Source organism: Marivirga sericea (assembly GCF_900177665.1).
Classification (GTDB): domain Bacteria; phylum Bacteroidota; class Bacteroidia; order Cytophagales; family Cyclobacteriaceae; genus Marivirga; species Marivirga sericea.
In genome coordinates this window covers 248,081-267,484 of sequence record NZ_FXAW01000006.1, presented here as the reverse complement: position 1 = coordinate 267,484, position 19,404 = coordinate 248,081, and the positions used below count along the sequence as shown (strand labels likewise).

At 36.8% G+C, this 19,404-nt stretch carries 18 protein-coding genes and 1 pseudogene; 11 read left to right on the top strand and 8 right to left on the bottom strand.

Annotation, left to right across the window (positions count from 1 at the left end; all coding sequences use genetic code 11):
* Positions 1-3 precede the first annotated feature (3 nt).
* On the bottom strand, positions 4-1,254 hold the full coding sequence (locus B9Y84_RS14835; RefSeq protein WP_139828053.1) for a lipase family protein: 1,251 nt from the start codon (positions 1,252-1,254) through the stop codon (positions 4-6).
* Between the two features lie 88 nt (positions 1,255-1,342).
* Between B9Y84_RS14835 and B9Y84_RS14830 the strand changes: the two genes are divergently transcribed.
* From B9Y84_RS14830 to B9Y84_RS14805, 6 genes and pseudogenes are all read left to right on the top strand, one after another.
* Positions 1,343-2,296: a threonine ammonia-lyase gene (locus B9Y84_RS14830; RefSeq protein WP_085518176.1), complete on the top strand. Its 954-nt coding sequence runs from the start codon at positions 1,343-1,345 to the stop codon at positions 2,294-2,296.
* Between the two features lie 40 nt (positions 2,297-2,336).
* Complete coding sequence (locus B9Y84_RS14825; protein ID WP_085518175.1) at positions 2,337-3,008, top strand: hypothetical protein; 672 nt, start codon at positions 2,337-2,339, stop codon at positions 3,006-3,008.
* Positions 3,005-3,448, top strand: a complete 444-nt coding sequence (locus B9Y84_RS14820; protein ID WP_085518174.1) for a hypothetical protein — start codon at positions 3,005-3,007, stop codon at positions 3,446-3,448. The genes B9Y84_RS14825 and B9Y84_RS14820 overlap by 4 nt, the downstream gene beginning before the upstream one ends.
* A gap of 41 nt (positions 3,449-3,489) precedes the next feature.
* Positions 3,490-4,410, top strand: a complete 921-nt coding sequence (locus tag B9Y84_RS14815; RefSeq protein ID WP_085518173.1) for a Brp/Blh family beta-carotene 15,15'-dioxygenase — start codon at positions 3,490-3,492, stop codon at positions 4,408-4,410.
* Between the two features lie 144 nt (positions 4,411-4,554).
* Positions 4,555-6,369, top strand: coding sequence for a MutS-related protein (locus tag B9Y84_RS14810; RefSeq protein ID WP_085518172.1), 1,815 nt, complete (start codon positions 4,555-4,557; stop codon positions 6,367-6,369).
* A gap of 304 nt (positions 6,370-6,673) precedes the next feature.
* Positions 6,674-8,254, top strand: a pseudogene (locus B9Y84_RS14805) (amidohydrolase family protein).
* 110 nt (positions 8,255-8,364) lie between these two features.
* Here the strand turns inward: B9Y84_RS14805 and B9Y84_RS14800 are convergent.
* On the bottom strand, positions 8,365-9,783 hold the full coding sequence (locus B9Y84_RS14800; RefSeq protein WP_085518171.1) for a Glu/Leu/Phe/Val family dehydrogenase: 1,419 nt from the start codon (positions 9,781-9,783) through the stop codon (positions 8,365-8,367).
* 36 nt (positions 9,784-9,819) lie between these two features.
* Complete coding sequence (locus B9Y84_RS14795; RefSeq protein ID WP_085518170.1) at positions 9,820-10,488, bottom strand: 3-hydroxyacyl-CoA dehydrogenase family protein; 669 nt, start codon at positions 10,486-10,488, stop codon at positions 9,820-9,822.
* 49 nt (positions 10,489-10,537) lie between these two features.
* Between B9Y84_RS14795 and B9Y84_RS14790 the strand changes: the two genes are divergently transcribed.
* Together B9Y84_RS14790 and B9Y84_RS14785 are read left to right on the top strand one after the other, a co-directional pair.
* Positions 10,538-10,918 carry a RidA family protein gene (locus B9Y84_RS14790; RefSeq protein ID WP_085518169.1) on the top strand — a complete coding sequence of 127 codons (381 nt, stop codon included), beginning with the start codon at positions 10,538-10,540 and terminating at the stop codon, positions 10,916-10,918.
* Positions 10,918-11,403: a hypothetical protein gene (locus B9Y84_RS14785; protein ID WP_085518168.1), complete on the top strand. Its 486-nt coding sequence runs from the start codon at positions 10,918-10,920 to the stop codon at positions 11,401-11,403. The genes B9Y84_RS14790 and B9Y84_RS14785 overlap by 1 nt, the downstream gene beginning before the upstream one ends.
* Positions 11,404-11,803: 400 nt before the next feature.
* On the opposite strand, the gene B9Y84_RS14780 is transcribed toward B9Y84_RS14785, so the two are convergent.
* The 3 genes from B9Y84_RS14780 to B9Y84_RS14770 all read right to left on the bottom strand — a co-directional run bounded on the left by B9Y84_RS14780 (position 11,804) and on the right by B9Y84_RS14770 (position 13,990).
* Entirely contained in the window at positions 11,804-12,382 is a 579-nt protein-coding gene (locus tag B9Y84_RS14780; RefSeq protein ID WP_085518167.1) for an adenylate kinase, read from the bottom strand.
* Between the two features lie 157 nt (positions 12,383-12,539).
* Positions 12,540-13,067: a hypoxanthine phosphoribosyltransferase gene (gene hpt / locus B9Y84_RS14775; RefSeq protein WP_085518166.1), complete on the bottom strand. Its 528-nt coding sequence runs from the start codon at positions 13,065-13,067 to the stop codon at positions 12,540-12,542.
* A 2-nt stretch (positions 13,068-13,069) separates the two neighbouring features.
* Positions 13,070-13,990 carry a M20/M25/M40 family metallo-hydrolase gene (locus B9Y84_RS14770; RefSeq protein WP_085518165.1) on the bottom strand — a complete coding sequence of 307 codons (921 nt, stop codon included), beginning with the start codon at positions 13,988-13,990 and terminating at the stop codon, positions 13,070-13,072.
* Positions 13,991-14,123: 133 nt separating this feature from the next.
* Between B9Y84_RS14770 and upp the strand changes: the two genes are divergently transcribed.
* Both upp and B9Y84_RS14760 read left to right on the top strand, forming a co-directional pair.
* Entirely contained in the window at positions 14,124-14,774 is a 651-nt protein-coding gene (upp, locus tag B9Y84_RS14765) for a uracil phosphoribosyltransferase (RefSeq protein WP_085518164.1), read from the top strand.
* Positions 14,775-14,782: 8 nt separating this feature from the next.
* The gene (locus B9Y84_RS14760) at positions 14,783-15,739 is read left to right on the top strand and encodes a calcium/sodium antiporter (protein WP_085518163.1); all 957 of its coding nucleotides are present in this window, start codon (positions 14,783-14,785) and stop codon (positions 15,737-15,739) included.
* An 11-nt stretch (positions 15,740-15,750) separates the two neighbouring features.
* Here B9Y84_RS14760 and sdaAA read toward each other — a convergent pair whose 3' ends face one another.
* Positions 15,751-16,659 carry an L-serine ammonia-lyase, iron-sulfur-dependent, subunit alpha gene (sdaAA, locus tag B9Y84_RS14755; protein ID WP_085518162.1) on the bottom strand — a complete coding sequence of 303 codons (909 nt, stop codon included), beginning with the start codon at positions 16,657-16,659 and terminating at the stop codon, positions 15,751-15,753.
* Positions 16,660-16,757: 98 nt separating this feature from the next.
* On the opposite strand from sdaAA, the gene hemE reads away from it, so the two are divergent.
* The gene (gene hemE, locus B9Y84_RS14750; protein WP_085518161.1) at positions 16,758-17,789 is read left to right on the top strand and encodes a uroporphyrinogen decarboxylase; all 1,032 of its coding nucleotides are present in this window, start codon (positions 16,758-16,760) and stop codon (positions 17,787-17,789) included.
* A 50-nt stretch (positions 17,790-17,839) separates the two neighbouring features.
* On the opposite strand, the gene B9Y84_RS14745 is transcribed toward hemE, so the two are convergent.
* A complete protein-coding gene (locus tag B9Y84_RS14745) occupies positions 17,840-19,330 on the bottom strand; it encodes a sodium:proton antiporter (protein ID WP_085518160.1) in 1,491 nt (496 codons plus the stop codon).
* Positions 19,331-19,404 lie beyond the last annotated feature (74 nt).

Here is a 19,404-nt window from a genome sequence, read left to right as displayed (position 1 = left end):
AAGTTAAATTCCCGAAGCAAAGTATCTTGATATCACATCTGAGAAGAACCTACCTCCACCAGCACCATGTATATCTTCAACTGGAACATCACTTCCGAATTCGTAAGTTTCAAATAGAACCTCTTCACTTCCGTTTGCTGTTAAGTTTTCAAAAGCATCGACTGAATTGAAGTAGGGCACTAAGCCATCTTCTCTACTATGATAAAGTTTGATTGGAGCTTCCGCTCTCCAGTCGTGCACATTATTATCTGCTAAAGCAGCACTAAATTCGCTATTAGGATCATTTACTTCTGCAATAAATTGATCTGTAAAAATTTCTTGAGGATTAGTGTTAGAGATGGCATAGTATCCATTTTCACTTACTTCAGTGGCGTAAGGTTCCTTTAAATAATAACCTAAGCCTTTTTGTGAATATACTCTGTCATAAGTATGCATCACCCAGAGGTATAAACTGATTGAGAAGCCTAATTCACCTTCAAAATTAAAGATATAATCTCCCACAGCTGTTTTGTGGTATGCACCAGCTCCCATTGCGCTACGTACTATGTTGAATTCTTCGGTGTGGTTTTCCTGGATGTATTTATGTAATGCCATTGTCGAATTTCCTCCTTGAGAGTAACCTAGTAAATGCAACTCTTCTACCTCAGTTTCACCTTCTGTTCTCATATTAACTCCCAAAGACTCTGCATATTCTCTAGCCGCTACTAACATATCGTAGCTGGTAGTAGCTGTTGTTTGGGCATGTTCATATGGGTGAAACATATCGCCAGTACTTCCATATCCAATATAGTCAGGAGCAGAAATCATATATCCATTTGACGCAAAAAGCGCAGCAGATAAATGGATTTCAGCATTATTTTCAGGTAGATAAGACGGTGCTCTGTTTTCTTGGTCTATTGCAGGGTTTGGATCTTTTGCCAAAGTGCTGTGTTGAAAACTAGTTAATTTAGCAGATCCTCTAACTAGTGGAATTAATACTAACCCAGAGGCTTCTACTTCTGTACCATCAAAGTTTTCAGTCATATAGGTGATTTTGTGAGCGGTAATGTCAAAATTTACAAAACCAGAAACTAAATTGTTCCCTCCAAAGCGTGCTGCAATATCATCAGTAGAAATAGAATCCAAAAATTGATAGCTTACCACATGTTGAAAATCAAATTCGTTTTCTAATTCATCTTCCGAATTATTACAAGCAAAAAAGAAAACTGGTAGCAAAAGGAAGAAAAATAATCGAAGAATCTTATTAGATTGCATATGTAGATATTGTTGTTTATTTGAGATGCATGATTTATATCAGCAAAAATTGTGAAGCAATATATTAAAATAAAACTAACTAAACCTTATGCTCCTTCAAGAAATACCCAAAAAAGATGATATACTTTCTGCGGAAAAAAGGATACATAATTATGTGCACAGAACTCCCGTATTTACATCCAACCAACTGAATGAGATTTTAGGCGTGCATGTATATTTTAAATGTGAGAATTTGCAAAAAGTAGGAGCTTTTAAGATGCGGGGAGCATCAAACGCAATTCTTTCTTTGACTAAAGCACAATTGAAAAAGGGGGTTGCTACGCACTCTTCTGGTAATCATGCCCAAGCGGTAGCTTTAACAGCAAAGTTGGCAAAGATTCCTGCATATATAGTGATGCCTCATAATGCTCCTGAAGTAAAAGTGGAAGCCGTAAGAAGGTACGGTGCAGAGGTTATTTATTGCGAATCAAATTTAAACGCAAGAGAAGAAATGCTTAATGAAGTGGTGGAGAAAACTGGCGCAAGCTTTATCCATCCTTATGATAATTATGATGTCATAGCTGGGCAAGCGACCTGCGCCAAGGAAATGCTGGAAGATACCGACCATTTGAAAGCTCTTTTTGCCCCAATTGGCGGAGGAGGCTTAATGGCTGGAACACTACTGTCGTCTCAGTATTTTGGGAATAAAACGCCAGTTATTGGTGCTGAACCTGCAGGGGCAGATGATGCATATCGGTCTTGGAAGGCAGGAAAGATAATTCCTATGGAACACCCGGACACTATTGCAGATGGGTTAAGGACCTCTGTGGGCGAGAGGAATTTTCCAATCATCCAGCAATATGTAAAAGATATTATTACCGTAAGTGATGAAGAAATCATTGAGGCTATGCGGTTAATCTTCAACTACCTAAAATTGGTGGTAGAGCCTTCAGGAGCGGTTCCTTTTGCCTCTATGATTAAGATTAAAGATCAATTTAAGGGCAAGAAAGTGGGTGTAATTTTATGTGGGGGAAATATTGACTTAAAGAAACTACCATTCTGATTTTTTTATTTTTGTAAAACCGTTTCTAGTTTCATGATATATGAAGATTATCCACCGTTATTATATTTTACCTAAGAGAGATCAAAAGAGGAAATTCTGGTCTTTTATCTTGAATCTATTTATTATCACTGTAATTATTGTATTTATGGCCTGGAGTACTAAACTATGGCTTCTTTTAGTTCTAGTACATCCTGTGTTATCTATTTTTGCTTCATTTATTGATGTACCTACTGCAAGGAATACCGGAAATATTGTGTATTACTCACCCCTATTACTAGCTTCAGCAGTCAAAGACCATAAAATTCAATTGCATGGAGGCACTTTATTCGATTATTATTATACTCTAAGCCTACATAAAAGTGAAAAACGAAATAAGAAGGCGATACTTTACAGTTATATGGAGGGGTTAATTAATTTGCTTGATCACTTTGATCAGAAGCACGATGATATTATGATAGAGGCAAATGCCTATTTTATAAATCCTCATACGGCTGAAAAATTAGGATTCAAGAAGGTCAGGACCAAAACCCTGCAGAAAGTTATTATGATTTTTAATTACTTACCCATCACCATTAGTTACTCAATTGCCTTAGGAGAACTCAACTTTCCTAATATTTTATCACTGAAAAGTTATGAAAGCACCATAGGCGAATTAAGAATGAATCGTCCCTATTTAGAGAATATATTTGAGCGTATTAATCAGAAAAAATGAAGTCAGAAATTATAGATCGGTGCAAAGAAGATTTGAAGTTGAAAAAGCTTACTATCTCTCAGGAGATTGAGGCCGTAAGGGAATCTATGGGCTCTGATACCAAAAGCTCAGCAGGCGATAAGTACGAAACAGGAAGGGAGATGATGAATCAAGAGAGAGATAAGCTACAGTCGCAATTGAGCGTTATCGACCGTCAGCTGGAGAGTTTAAACCAAATCAAAACAACTAAGCAATTTGTAAACATTGACTTTGGAGCTTTTGTAAAAACCTCTGTTGCGCAATATTTTATTTCTATCTCCTATGGAAAGATTTCTGTCCAAAACATAGATGTTTTTTTGGTTTCACCAGTCACACCACTTGCGCAGCTCATGATGAATAAACAAGAAGGAGATAAAATAAATTGGAACGGGAAAGAGATTTTAATCGAAGAGGTGAATTGAGTAATAAACAAATCAATGGAATTTTGGTTTTATAATTTGTTATGCTTAAAACCAACTTCTTACATGTTTTTATCACTATTTTGGTTATTTCAGTTTACCCATGGTTGGAAACGCTAGCATTTGATATCCAATTAAAAATAACCTTGGCTTTGATATTCCTTTTAGGAATTCCTCACGGGGCAATTGATCATATATTGTTAAAGAAGAAGCAGCAAAGCTCAAAGGCTCAAATTCGTTTCTATGTATTTTATCTAGGTTTGATAGCACTGTATGTAGTAGCTTGGATTTTATTTCCCTACTTCAGTCTAGTAATATTCTTTTTGATTTCTTTTTATCATTTTGGCCAATCGCAATTTAGCGATGTCAATATTGATGAACGAAGCTTAAGTAAGAAGTTGCTTTACCTACTTTGGGGCGGATCTATTATAAGTGGTTTGTTTTACCATCATTACAATAAGCTAATTGAATTCTTTCTAGAAACGCCTCACTTTGATCAGACTGCTACAGTCATAACGCCTACAAGTCTGTACAATTTCTTTATAGTAAGTTCGGTTGGTACAATTTTCTTAATGGCATTTATATTGTTAAGAATGTCTAAATCTAAAAAAAGATTTTTAAGTGAAGTTGGGGTATTTTTTCTGCTTCATTTAGCATTTTTCACCATTCCGCCTCTTCTAGCCTTTGCCTTATATTTCGCAGTATGGCACTCCTTAAAAGTTCTATATGAGGAATATCAGTATTTAGGTATGAAAAGGAAAAAGTTTAATTTAAACCACTTTATAAGACAGCTTTTACCTTTTACATCAATTAGTGTAGTTGGAGTTTTGTTGTTATTATTGGCCTTTTCATATTATGATTTTGCCATATCTCCTTTCTTCCTTACCATCATTTTTTTATCCGTACTTACGCTTCCTCATAGTGTGGTGATGGATAGTTGGTATCAAAAATTGCAGAAAAAATAAAAGTGCTTTGTGGTTACTAGCAAAGTAAATCACAGAAAATAGGGTTTGTCATTACAGGTTCCAGCCTGAGAAACTTCTTTATTTTTTTCATTATTAACAATCTTCTTCACTTACCTTTACATCTTCATGTAAACGCCAACTAATATGACTATAGCTGATAAAGCAGAATTTTATAGCCAAAAGATAAATCAATTTGATTCTGAAGTTGAAAAGTTTAGAAAGCTTACCAATCAGTTCGGTACTTTCCGAGTGCTCTATTTTCTGGCAACCATTGTTTTGTCTGTATATTTTATTAACGAAAGAGATGGATTAGCTACAACAATTGTACTTGTTCCATTTCCTTTACTATTTGGTTGGTTGGTCAATAGACATAAATCTAAAAAGAGATTGTTAGAATTGGGTAGAAATAGAATCCTGATTCTAAAGGAAGAAATAGATAGATTGAACTTAAAGCTGGATAAGCTGCCCGGAGGGGAACGCTTTACTGATGGATCACATGAATACGTAGCCGATATGGATATTTTTGGTAGACATTCGGTTTTCTCTTTGGTGAATAGAAGTGCCTTAAACTTCGGTCAGGAGAGCTTGGCCAATTGGTTTAAATCTCCCGCCAAGAAAGAAGATATTAGAGCAAGGCAAGAAGCGGTTGAGGAAATCAAAAGTGATTTCGACTGGCGATTAGAATGGTGGGCGGAAAGCAGACTGAAAGAGGGAAAAGATGAAGACCTGAGCTTGAAAGGCTTGTTTGATTATTTTTCTAATGCGGAGAAGGAAAGAATCAAACCTATCTTGAAAGTAGTGCCTTACATCGCCATTGTTCAGTTAATCGTGTGGATTGCCTTATCGATCTCAGGTTTTTTACCATGGTCATTTGTTGGTTTAGGGTTCTTTATCAATATTTTGTTGCTACTACCTATTCAGAAGACTATCATGCGACTCCAGGCAGAAACTGAACAAATTGCAATTCATTTAGAGCAGCATAAAAACCTTTTCAAGATGGCGGAAGAAAAGCAAGTAGAAACAGCTCTTCTGAAAGGGTTGCAAAGTAATTTTCAAAACCCAAAAGCTTCTCAAAAAATAAATCGACTCTCAAAAATTCTGAACTGGATGCATTCTCGTGCCGGAATGATGTATTGGGTTATTAATCCCTTTTTGTTTATTGACTACTGGGTTTTAAATAATGTGGTACAGTGGAAAAATCAATATGGAAAGTCCATAGAAAATTGGTTCTTGGCCATTGGTGATTGGGAAGCAATTATGAGTATGGCGGATTTTGCTTTTGCCCATGAAGACTACAAAGTTGCTACAATTTTGGATTCAAAATGTGATTTAAAAGCTAAGAATTTAGGGCATCCATTACTTCAGCACAAGGAGAGAGTAAGCAATGATTTCGAAATGCTTGGTCAAGGATCTGTTACGCTTATCACTGGCGCTAACATGAGTGGCAAAAGTACTTTTGAGCGATCATTAGGAGTGAATATGGTGTTGGCACAAATGGGGGCAGTATGCTGTGTAGAAAGTCTGGAATTAAGCCCTTTGCAATTATTTACCAGCATGCGAACGCAAGATAATTTGGAAGAAAACACTTCTTCTTTTTATGCGGAATTGAAGAGATTAAAGCAATTAGTGGACATGACCAAAGTGCCACAGGAAAGGCCAATCTTCTATTTGCTTGATGAGATCTTAAAAGGCACCAATTCAGAAGATCGAAATATTGGGGCGGAGAGCCTGATCCGACAATTAATGAAAACCAATAGTATGGGATTGATTTCAACCCACGATTTATCATTGGCGAAGCTAGAAGACGAATTACAAAATTTCCAAAATTACAGTTTCAATAGTGACGTTAGCGGTGAAGAGATTCTATTCGATTATAAGCTCCATAATGGTCCTTGTCACACTTTTAACGCAGTGCCATTGATGCGGAAGATGGGGATTGAGATAATCAAGGGTGCTTAAGCTTGTTATAAGAGTTGCTATAAGTGAGAATTCATATACCGTAAATTCGCCTGAAGGACGCATTAATTTAGGCATTCTAGTTGTTAAGGATGACGAGCTGATATAGGTCCAAGTGGACACTTGAACCAGTGCTAAATTGAGATTGACTGCAATGGCGCAAGCATCCGCTTGAGCCAAATGAGATTAAAAATAATAAGCTGGAAATTTATTACAGCAGACCATTATTTTTGAACCACTCTTCAAATAGCTACCCAGCCTTCAAACATTCTTTCCTATCTTTAATTTCTTAGCAAAAAGAATCACTATGAGAAAGACATTATTAGTATTTATCACAGTTTTGCTTCAAACTACTGTTTGGGCGCAAATAAAAGATGCTCCTGAAAGAACAGAAGGAGAAGGGCCATGGTCCCAACTGATTATCAGAGGAGTTACTTTAATCAATGGAAATGGAGCACCTCCACTTGGACCGGTAGATATAGTTGTTGAACAAAACAAAATCGTTAAAATAGAAACGGTCGGTTATCCAGGTGTTGAAATTAAAGATGAAGACCGTCCTAAAATGAAAGAAGGAGGTAAAGAGTTAGATGCTTCAGGGATGTATTTGATGCCAGGTTTTATTGACATGCATGGCCATATCGGTGGAGAATCACAAGGGACTCCTGCCGAATATGTATTTAAATTATGGATGACACACGGGATCACCACCATTCGAGATCCTTCTGCTGGAAACGGATTAGATTGGGTCTTAGAACATAAAAGAAAAAGTGCTGCTAATGAAATTACAGCACCAAGAATTTTAGCTTATACTGCCTTCGGTCAGGGAAGTGATGACCCTATAAGCACGCCAGCAATGGCAAGGGAATGGGTGCAGCAAAACGCAAAAAATGGCGCTGATGGAATTAAGTTCTTTGGAGCTGCACCTGAAATTATGCAGGCAGCCTTAGAAGAGAATAAGAAGTTAGGTTTACGCTCCGCTATGCATCATGCTCAACTTGATGTGGCAAGATGGAATGTCCTTAACTCAGCAAGAGCAGGTTTAACTTAAATGGAGCACTGGTATGGTTTACCGGAAGCTATGTTTACGGACAAAACCGTTCAACATTACAGACTGGATTATAATTATAATAATGAGCAGCATCGCTTTTCAGAAGCGGGTAAATTATGGGAACAAGCCGCTGAGCCTTATTCAAATAAATGGAATGCGGTGATGAATGAGTTGATCGATCTAGATTTTACTATTGATCCTACTTTTAATATCTACGAAGCGAGTCGTGATTTAATGCGTACATCCAGAGCCGAATGGCATGATGATTATACTTTGCCCTCACTTTGGGAGTTTTATCAACCTAGTAAGGTCTCTCATGGTTCTTACTGGCATTATTGGGGTACTGAAGAAGAAACGGCTTGGAGAAAGAATTATGAACTTTGGATGACTTTCATAAATGAATATAAAAACAGAGGAGGCAGAGTTACCACAGGTTCTGATTCAGGCTTCATTTTCCAGCTTTACGGCTTTGCTTACATAAGGGAGATGGAATTATTGCGAGAAGCAGGTTTCCATCCTCTAGAAATTATGATGTCGTCTACCTTAAATGGAGCGGAGGCTTTAGGTCTAGAAGACAAAATCGGAACCGTAGAGGTAGGAAAACTAGCAGATTTTGTAATTGTGGAGGAAAATCCTTTAGAAAATCTAAAAGTACTTTATGGAACTGGAGCTATTAAATTAACAGAAGAAAATGAGGTAATAAGAGTAGGTGGTGTAAAATACACCATCAAAGATGGTATTATTTATGACGCTCAAAAATTATTGGAAGATGTTAAAGATATGGTAGCAAAAGAAAAAGAAAAAACGGGCTACGAAATCAAACAGCCTGGAATGAAGTAAGAAATGTCTAGTCCTGAAATAGTCATACACAAAAAAAGCTAATAAATGAGCATAAAAAAAGACCAGCTAGTAGCACTAACCGGTCTTTTTTAATTTCTTTTTGAATTTTATCAAGGGAAAATTCCCATATCTGTGTAACTAATAGCGATTCTATCAATCGCTAAGATAAATGCAGCAGTTCTTAGACTCTTGATTTTCTTTTCTTTTCTTTTTTGGTTCATATCGTGATAAGCGGTCACCATAGTTTCTTCCAGGCCAGAAATTACCAAATCTCTTTCACTTGCTCCTCTTATGATAGAATCTCTTTGTTCCTGATTGAAGGCATCACCTGTGGCATTTTCAATACTATCTACCAAGAACTTATATTTTTCCATATCATAGCGCTTCTCCAATTTACCAAAAGAAACCCTGGAGAGGTTTTTCAACCACTCAAAATAAGAAACAGTAACACCACCTGCATTCAAATACATATCAGGAATAACCATGATGTCTCTGTCCAGAAGAATTTTTTCAGCTTCTTTAGTTATTGGTCCATTGGCAGCCTCTCCAATGAGTTTAGCTTGAATTTTTGGAGCATTATCACCAGTAATTTGATTTTCTAATGCAGCTGGTACCAATATATCACAAGGATACTCTAAAATTTCAATGGAATTTTTGATAAACTTACCCTTGCTGTAACCTTCTAGTGTTTTATTATCAACTTGGTGATTTTTAAGGGCCTCTATGTCTATTCCATTTTCATCCCAAATTCCACCATTCCATTCTGCAATCCCGATGACCTTTGCGCCTGCTTCTGTTAAATATTTGGCTGAATAAAAGCCAACGTTACCTAAACCTTGGATAATTATTTTCTTTCCTTTAAGACCAGTGGTTAGTCCGAGCGTTTTCATATCTTCCTCAACACTAACTGCTTCTCTGATTCCAATATAAACCCCCATACCGGTGGCTTCAGTTCTTCCTTCAATACCATGCTGAGATAAAGGCTTGCCCGTTACGCATGCTTTTGCGTTAATGGCTTCAGGATTGAAAGCTTCATAAGTATCTACAATCCACGCCATCTCTCTTGCGCCAGTTCCATAGTCAGGAGCTGGAACATCAATAGCTGGACCAATAAATTTCTTCTTAATGAGTTCAGAAGTATATCTTCTGGTTATTTTTTCTAATTGACGAGTATTATATTTTAGTGGATCAATGTTCACACCACCTTTTGCACCACCGAAGGGAATATTAACCATCGCACATTTGTAAGTCATCAAAGCAGATAAACCCATCACTTCTTGCTCATTCACCATTTCACTAAATCGGATACCGCCTTTGGTTGGTAGTTTATGATGTGAATGTTGAACTCTGTAGCCTTTCACTACTTGATAGGATCCATCATCCATTCTGATTGGAAAATGGAATTTGTAAATACTATTACATTGCTTGATTTGGTCTAAAAGTCCAGGATGAAGTTCCATGTGTTGAGCTGCGTCATCAACGAAACTGCAAACGTCTTCAAAAAGGCTATATTCTTGATTTTGTGACATGTTGTATGTTTTTAAAAAGTTATTGCAAAACTAGGTTTACTCTAAAGCTAAATACTCTTTCTTTAAGCTTGGACAGATTTTATATCTTTCTTCTTTTGTATCATCGTAAACGGCTTCCAAAAGTTCATAAACTTTATCAAGTCCTATCTTATCACACCATTCAAACGGACCGAAGGGGTAATTGGTACCTAATTTCATCCCTAAATCTATATCTTCTTTTTCGGCAGTCCCTTCCTGAATGGTGTAGTACGCTTCATTGATGATCATGCAGATAATTCTAGGTGTCACCATTCCTACTCTATCTTCAACTAATTCAAATTCAGTAGCCAATTTCCCACACAGTAGATTCAATTTTTCTTTCTCTTTTTCATTTTGCACAGTGCATTCTAAAACACCTCTATTGATGAAAGTTAGAAGTCCGTTAAATCCGAAAACCGTATTTTGCGTAGGATTTTGGAAGATTCGCAAATTGCCGAAGGAGCTCAAGGCCATATTAGTAAAAATAGTCAAATCGGGCCTCTGTTCGTAAAATTCAAGTGCTTCAGGTTCTTCTGCAATGAAAAAATCAAATACCACATCTGCTTCAAAGAACGCCTCCTTTGTAATCTCTGTTAAATCATTAAAAGAAATGATTTGATGGTTTTCACCAAATTTTGCTGTGATTTCCTCTTGGTTTTTGGGGTCTCCGACAACAAGTATATTCATAATTTGTTAGTTTTGAACCAAAGTTAATGAACTAATCATAAAAAGCGAGATGAGTAAACAAATCATTCAAACAAAAGAAGCACCAGCACCAATCGGTCCTTATAATCAGGCTATCTTAGCAGGTAATACCTTATATGTTTCCGGACAAATAGCTTTGGATGCGCAATCAGGGGAATTAATTAATGAAAATATCACAGAAGAAACCCATCAGGTGATGAAAAATCTAGAAGCAATACTTTCTGCTGCTGGTTTGGGCTTTTCTGACGTTGTGAAGTGTAGCATATTCGTAAAAGATATGGGTAATTTTTCTACGATAAATGAAGCTTACGGACTGTATTTTAAAGATAATCCTCCTGCCAGAGAAACTGTAGAGGTAGCCCGTTTGCCTAAGGATGTTAATGTAGAAATTAGCTGCATAGCTATAAAATAATGCAGTTATGGCCAGCTAAATCGGAAATGTTTCTGAGTCCGCATAAGCAAGATGAAATTATTAGACGGATGAAGCTGGCCGTAAAACCCGTTAAGTTTCAATCTTTCAAAAATCGCTCACTAGGTGATTTTGAAGAAGAAGCTTTTCTATTTAATGGCCATGTTGGTAAAGGCGGTTTTGCAATCTCTCAAATCGTCAGCAGACCCAATAATTTCCTTCCTTTGATCAAAGGGAATATAGAAGGTGGGGAAAGCGGCAGTCTTGTACACCTGGAATTTGGCTTATTTCCAAGTATTAAATATTTCTTAATATTCTGGATAGTCCTAATGCTGTTATTTTCCTTTATTTCAATTGCGCAAAATGACGATTTATTAACTATCGTCTTTCCGCTCATTATTCTATTTGCCAGTTATGCTTTAATTATATCCCGATTTTACGATGCCTATCAGAAAAGCCGAAAAGAATTGATGCGGTTGATTGGGTGATTTCTAATTGTGATTTCATCTCCCATCTTAAAATAGCTTACTCCAAAATCGATTTTATCAAATATAGTATGGAAAATCAGCACTCCTGAAAAGGCCTTGCACTATAAGTTGCAAGTGGGAGAACGAGTAGGAGTTTTCAGAATAAAATTGTTAGTAAGAGAGCTTACAGACACAGAGCTTAGGAGAACTATGCTAATTTAAAAAGACAGAAAATCAATCGGGCCAAGTTTTTGACGAAGAATGACGGCATTTAAGGAATTATTAAAAGATTTACTTCAAAAATAGTTTATAAACCAAAATCTATAAAACTAAAAAATAGCACAAAGAAACTGATTTGTGCTATCTATATAGTAGTGTTTTTTCAAAATTTAGGGCTCGCATAGGTTTAGCCCTAATAACTCTATTTTAATCGATCTATTTCAGCGCTGATTTTAGAAAAGATCTCTTCGATAGAACCGACTCCATGGACTTTGACATACTTGTTTTCACCGTCATAATAATTGGCAACAGGTAGTGTCTCGTCTTTATAGACTTTTATTCTGTTTTCTATTTTAGCTTCATTCTGGTCGTCAGCTCTTCCAGAGGTTTTTCCTCTCTCTTTAATTCGACTCTTTAGCTCTTCCTCAGGAACATCCAAAGCAATCATTCCAGCAATTTTTTCGCCTTTTTCTTCCAATAGGGTATCTAAAGCTTTTGCTTGCGGAACTGTTCTTGGGAAGCCATCAAAGATATATCCACTGCTGCTGCTCTGGGTATCTTTGATTTTTTCATCTACCATTCCAATCACCACTTCATCAGGTACCAGATTACCCTCATCCATATACTTTTGGGCTAATTTTCCTAAATCAGTTCCTTCACCCAAATGCTTTCGAAACAAATCGCCAGTGGCAATGTGGGTTAATTTATATTTATCAATTATTTTTTCGCTTTGAGTGCCTTTTCCCGCTCCAGGAGGGCCAAACAATATAATATTTAACATGATTGTATTTTAAATAAAGCCTAATAGGCTATTACATGAGTAAACTTTACAACTATTTTAAAATAAGCATCTAAAGATACTTTTTTGTGAAATTAATCAAGACATTCTACAAGATAGAAAATCAAATATAAAAGATTTATGTTTAAAATTGTTAAATTTATCTTAATTGATAGATTTCGTCCAGTTCTCTGCCCATCCCCTGATAATCTAATCCATATCCCACAACGAACTTATTAGGGATTTCGAAACCAATAAAATGCGGTTTATCAGCTTTTTCCTGAGCATCAGGTTTATGGAGAAGAGTTGCGACTTTAATCGACTTTGTCCCTAAATCTCTAAAAGCTTCTAAAAGATGCTCCAAGGTAGTACCAGTATCAACTATGTCTTCCAAAATTAAGATGTCTCGTCCAAAAACGTTTTCTTTTAAGCCTAAAATCTCCCTTACTTTTCCAGTCGTTTTTAAGGCCTCGTAAGAAGCAACACGTATAAATGTTACCTCAACTGGAGTATCAATTCTCCTGATCAAATCCGCGGTGAAAATGAAGGAACCATTTAAGACGCTGACTAAAAGTGGTTTCTCATTTCTATACGTCTCACTAATTTCAATACCCATTTCAGCTATTCTATTACTAATTTCTTGGGCTGTTATGTACGGAATAAATTCCTTATCTATGATCTTAACCATTACTATAATTCACTCATTAAAAATTGGTACAAAGCTATCATTGCTTCTATATCTTTTTTGTGTACTTTTTCATCAGGAGAATGAACATGATCTTCCGGTGCCCCAATAAAACACCAATCAATTGGATAAGGTGATTCTTGCAATTCCCGTCCGTCACTGCCTCCGCTCGCTTCCACTTCTAGCTGATATGGAATACCGGAATTCTCGGCCATATTGATAATCATTTGAACGAAAGATTGTCTTGGTACATTGCGATCTCTCATTGAAATAGCCACACCTTTACCATGCTCAACGCCTTCCGTTACCCAAGTAATATCCGATACTAAAGCTTGATGAATGTTATATTTTTCCACCATGAACTTCGCCAAGAAAGGTACTGAACCCCCACCATGTTCCTCGTAAGTCGAGAATACAATCATTCCGTTTTCTAAGGTTTCTGCTAATTTCAAACAATTGAATACACCTAATCTGTTGTCTAAATAACAAGATTGCACGTAATCATCTGTTTCTCGAAAATCACATTCAAAAGTTAAACTGGAACCTCTATCAATGCCGCGACCAAATTTATATAAGGTCTGATTTTGTTCATTTAATTCCAGCTCGCAGGCTATTGGGCCGAGGGAGTCTTCCCCTTTTAATCGGTAGCCAGTCTTGGCCTCTGGGCCTCCTATAGGGACAAGCTGATTTTCATAACGTACTGTAAAGCCCACTGAATCAGTATGGGCAAAAACTGCGGTTGTAGGCTTCCCAAAAACGAGCACCAAACAATCTTGGAATTCTTCACCATGATAAAGCTTTGGCTTTACTTTCCAGGTGGACTCCTGACTCTTGATATATTGAAGTAAGAAATTCTTCATCATATATTCTTCTCCTGATGGAGAGTGAATATTGCATAATTGCTGAAGTAGTTTATAATTTATCATTAGCACAAAGTTAAAATCTTTTAAGAGCAGAACTGAGAATCTCACGGGGATATTTCCATTTTTTAATTTTTTTCTTAAAAAATAAAATTATATTTAGGTTTTGACACCGTAAAATGTCACTCTACTTCCAATAATGTATATTTTAGACAAAGAAAATAGCATTGCGAACCATTTTCTAGCTGAATTGAGAGAAATCGATATTCAAAAAGATCGCTATAGATTTAGAAGAAATCTTGAGAGAATAGCGGAATTACTAGCCTATGAGATTTCAAAAACTTTGTATTTCCAAAATAAAGAAATCCAAACCCCATTGGAGAAAACTTCTGTGGCTTTAATGCACGACTTCCCTGTAATTGTAAGTGTTTTAAGAGCCGGATTACCCTTTCATCAAGGGTTTCTTAATATTTTTGATCACTCAGATTCAGGCTTTATTGGAGCATTTCGACAACATGGTGAAGGAGATGAGTTTGAAATTGCGATGGGCTATGAAGCGCTTCCCCCAATATCTGGTAGGACAGTGATACTTGCTGATCCGATGCTAGCTACAGGAAAATCTTTAATCAAAGCAGTTAATCATATAAGCAAAATCGGTAAGCCTGAAAAATTCATCATTGCTTCAGCTATTGGAACCCCGGAGGGCATTCAAAACATTGAAGAGCAATTAGAACTAGACTTGGATATTTATTTAGGTTCTTTAGATCGTGAATTAAATGAGAAGGCCTACATTTTACCCGGACTTGGAGACGCTGGAGACTTAAGTTACGGACAAAAACACACACATTAAAACTATAGATGCCTCTATCTAACACTATATTACTTTTAGTCGGTTTGGCCGTCCTTATTTTGGGTGGTGAATTATTAGTGAGAGGTGCATCTAGAATTGCCTTACGACTTAAAATGTCTCCTTTAGTGGTAGGGGTAACAATTGTTGCGTTTGGAACTTCTGCCCCTGAGCTATTAATTAGTATTCAGGCTGCTTTGGCAGGTAGCCCTGATATTACTATGGGCAATGTCATAGGCTCCAATATATGTAATCTAGCATTAGTTTTAGGAGTAACTGCTTTGATAGCCCCGATTCCAGTCAATTCCGATTCCATTAAAATTGACTGGCCCATGACTATGGGTTGTACTATATTACTGTACTTTCTAATTCAGGAAGGTTATGTGAATGATTATGAGGGAATAGGTTTTATCGCCCTTTTGCTTCTTTATATGTTTTTTATCATTCGCAGATCAAGAAAAAACCATATAAGCCCTGTTGATTTAGGAATTGAGGTTGAAGAACCTTCTACAGCTTCAGAGAAGAACATGCTCAAAGATATTTCACTTATCGCAATTGGGGGTGCAGGATTATATTTCGGGTCTGATTGGTTTGTCAATAGTGCAAAAGACCTCGCTATTTATATGGGAATCAGTGAGCGGATCGTAGGAATTACTGTTGTAGCTTTGGGCACAAGTTTACCTGAATTAGTTACTTCTGTTGTGGCTGCTTTCAAAAAGGAAACGGATATGGCCTTAGGCAATTTAATGGGATCCAATATTTTTAACATCTTATCAATATTAGGAATAACAAGTCTAATAGCTGACATAGAAGTCAGTGATGTTATTATTAATTCTGATATGATCTGGATGATGGGGATCACCCTGCTAATATTACCATTTATGGCTCTTAATAGGATCGTTGATCGCTATGAAGGATTGATATTAGTAGGTATTTATATTTTCTACACCATTAATGTCATTTCATAATTACAAAAAAGCTACTCCCCATTATCTTCGTCTTCTAACATCTCTATATCTTGAATCAATACTTTTTTAGAAATACTTTGTCCAGTCAATGTCATAGCTAAACCTCCCATAGCCGTCTCTTTGTATTTCGTTTCCATGCTTTGTCCAACTTCTCCCAATGCATCTACGCACTCATCAACTGGAATCACTCCACTTACATTCGATAGAGCAATTTGCGCGGAAGAGTTAGCTATAGCAGCTGCACTTGCATTTCTCACGACACATGGTACCTCTACCAGCCCTGCCACAGGATCGCAAACCAAACCTAGCATGCACTGAATCGTGATGGCGACCGCATTGAACACTTGGTCGATATCTCCTCCAAGACAATATACTATTGCACCTGAAGCCATGGCAGCAGCACTACCAGTTTCAGCTTGACAACCACCAACAGCACCGGCTAAAGATGCTTTTTGTTCAATAATCAAAGCAATTCCGGCACCAACCAGAAGTCCTTCTAATATTTTTCTATCCTCTAACCCATGGATTTCTTGCAAGGTGAACATCGTGCCAGGTAAAATACCACTTGCCCCAGCAGTAGGAGCAGCAACTACTCTTCCCATGCAAGAATTAACCTCTTTTGCCGCCAGTGCCCTTGCGATCAATTTCTGAAAATTAGGATCTAATACTGTTAAAGGATTTTGGTATACTTTCTTTGCCCCATTGTTAATCATTCCGGATCTAGATTGCATATCTTCTTCTAATCCAGTTTTAACAGCATCTCGCATTACGTCATAAGCTTTTTGCAAATTCTCCCAGACAAAATCCGCATCCTTACCCTTCTGATCTTTTTCATACTCCAAAACTGGCTCAAAAAGCTTCACCCCTTTTTCCTCACAGTATTCTTTCCATTCTTTGAATTCACTAAAAAGTATTGACATAATAGTATAAATTTAGCCTAATGATTTAATCGGTAAAGAAACATAAAAGTTTAGCATTATTATAATTCATAAGCATAATATGAATGTATATTTGCAGCATGGAATTAAAAAACGATCTGCTGCTGAGAGCAGCAAAAGGCGAAAAGGTAGAAAGAACTCCTGTATGGCTGATGAGACAGGCAGGCAGAATTTTACCAGAATATAGAAAAGTGAGAGCGAGTGTGAGTGGATTTATTGAACTGGCTCAGACTCCGGAATTGGCAGCTGAGGTAACCATTCAGCCAGTCGATATTCTAGACGTTGATGCAGCTATTATTTTTTCCGATATTCTAGTAATCCCAGAAGCGATGGGATTGCCGTATGAAATGATAGAAAAAAAGGGGCCACGTTTTCCAGAAACTATTAAATCGAAAGCGGATGTTGATAAAATGAGGGTCGCGGATGTTGAAGAAAGCCTCTCTTATGTGACTAAAGCGATAGAAATTACAAAAAAGGAATTGAACGGCAGAGTTCCACTGATTGGTTTTGCAGGTGCTCCATGGACCATATTTGCTTATATGGTAGAAGGATCTGGAAGCAAAACGTTCTCGAAAGCGAAAGCAATGCTTTATACCGATCCTGAATTGTCTCATCAACTCTTAAGCAAAATAACGGACAGTACAATTGCTTATTTGAAAGCACAGATATCGGCTGGTGCAGATTTAGTGCAGGTTTTTGATAGTTGGGCTGGAATCCTATCTCATGACCAATATAAAGAATTTGCAATCCCTTATTTAAAGAAGATTGCGGATGCTATTCAAGAGGTTCCCAAAACAATTTTTGCAAAAGATGCACATGCTGCGTTCGCAGATTTAAGTAAGCTCGATTATCAAACGATAGGACTAGACTGGACAATGAACCCAAGAGAAGTTAGGAAGATCGTAGGGTCAAATAAAACCCTCCAAGGAAACCTTGATCCTTGTGTGCTCTATGCTGATAAAAACACTATTAGAGTACATACAAGAAATATGTTGCAACATTTCGGTACTGAACGACACATAGCCAATTTAGGGCATGGTGTTTATCCAGACATTAATCCAGATCATGTCAAATATTTTATAGAAGCTGTAAAAGAATATAGCCAGAAGTAAAAACTTTCTATTTGGTAAGAAGGCAAAAATCTATTTTGCCTTCTTAATTCTTACCTAATGAAGAGCAGCCATACCAGAATGAGGAGTGGCAATAAGAAGGGTATTGAAAATCGAATAATGTAGCCGAAAAAAGACGGCATTTTAATTCCCACTTGTTCTGCGATCGATTTCACCATAAAGTTTGGACCATTTCCAATATAGGTCATTGCGCCAAAGAAAACAGCAGCAATCGAAATTGCTGTTAAGTCAGCTACGGAATCATAAAAAACCCCTCCGTTTGCGAATTGGGTTACTTCAGCAAGCACCGAAATACTGCCTCCCTGAGAGGCCATTGCTGCAGCTAAGAAATTCAAATATGTAGGAGCATTGTCCAAAAATCCAGAAAGTAGACCAGTACCCCAATAAAGCGTATTATGAGTAATTAATGCTGCTCCTGTTTCAGATTTTGCAAAATCCCCAACCAAATCCAAAGCGGGCATCATAGTTCCAAAAATACCTATAAAAATGAAAGCTACTTCCCGAATAGGTTCAAAACTGAATTCATTAAGCTCATGCACTTTATCTTTAGCAAACTTATACGATAAATACGTTACACTTAACATAATCAATTCTCTGATGTAAGAAAATTCCTGTCCATCATATGTAATACCTGGAACCCATGAGAACACATTTGGATCTATAAAAACTGAAATTATAATAATCGCTAACCAAAGGAAATTTCGTTTTCCTGTGATGCTAATTTTATTATCAAAAACCTCCTTTTCATCTTCTTCAGCTCCTGATTTATTTCGTCTATCAATAAAATAAAACGCTACTGCTAGAAGGGTAAGTGCAAAAATCCAGGCTGGCCAATTGTGCTGCAGTGTCCAGAAAAATGGTACTCCTTTCAGAAACCCTAAGAAAAGTGGCGGGTCACCAATTGGAGTCAATGATCCTCCTATATTACTGACCATGAAAATGAAAAATATTATATGATATGCCTTTATCCTGTTTTTATTCAACCGAATAAACGGCCTAATTAACAGCATAGAAGCTCCTGTGGTACCAATTAAGTTCGCCACAACAGCTCCGATTAAAAGCATCACAACATTGACTAGTGGTGTTGACTTTTTATTTACCGTAATAACAATTCCGCCAGAGGCAATATACAAAGATGCTAATAATGATATAAACTGTATGTATTCAAAAGCCGCATGCACAGGGCTATGCATATTGTGAATTACAAACAAATAATAACTCACAACCAATACGGCTAAAATAACGGCAATTTTAGGATAGTTTTTATGCCAAAAATGCTCATAGAATAGCGGACCAGTTGCTATCATTAACAATAGCAATACAAAAGGGATAACTGTCCATGCAGGAGCAGAATGATGCCCTTCTTCTTCATTTTCTACTTCATTAGAATGCTCGTCTTGATTACTTTCATCTACAATTTCAGTATCTACCGCTACTTCCTCAGAAAATACCTTGGGAGTATAGATTACAGAAAATAAAAAGGTCAAAATTATTGCTGAAATAGAAAATATCGATGTTCTCATGCAAATGATTTTTCAAGAATCCCCAATTTAGGAAGTTTCCTTCTAATATACTTATGGGGAATTGATTAATTAAA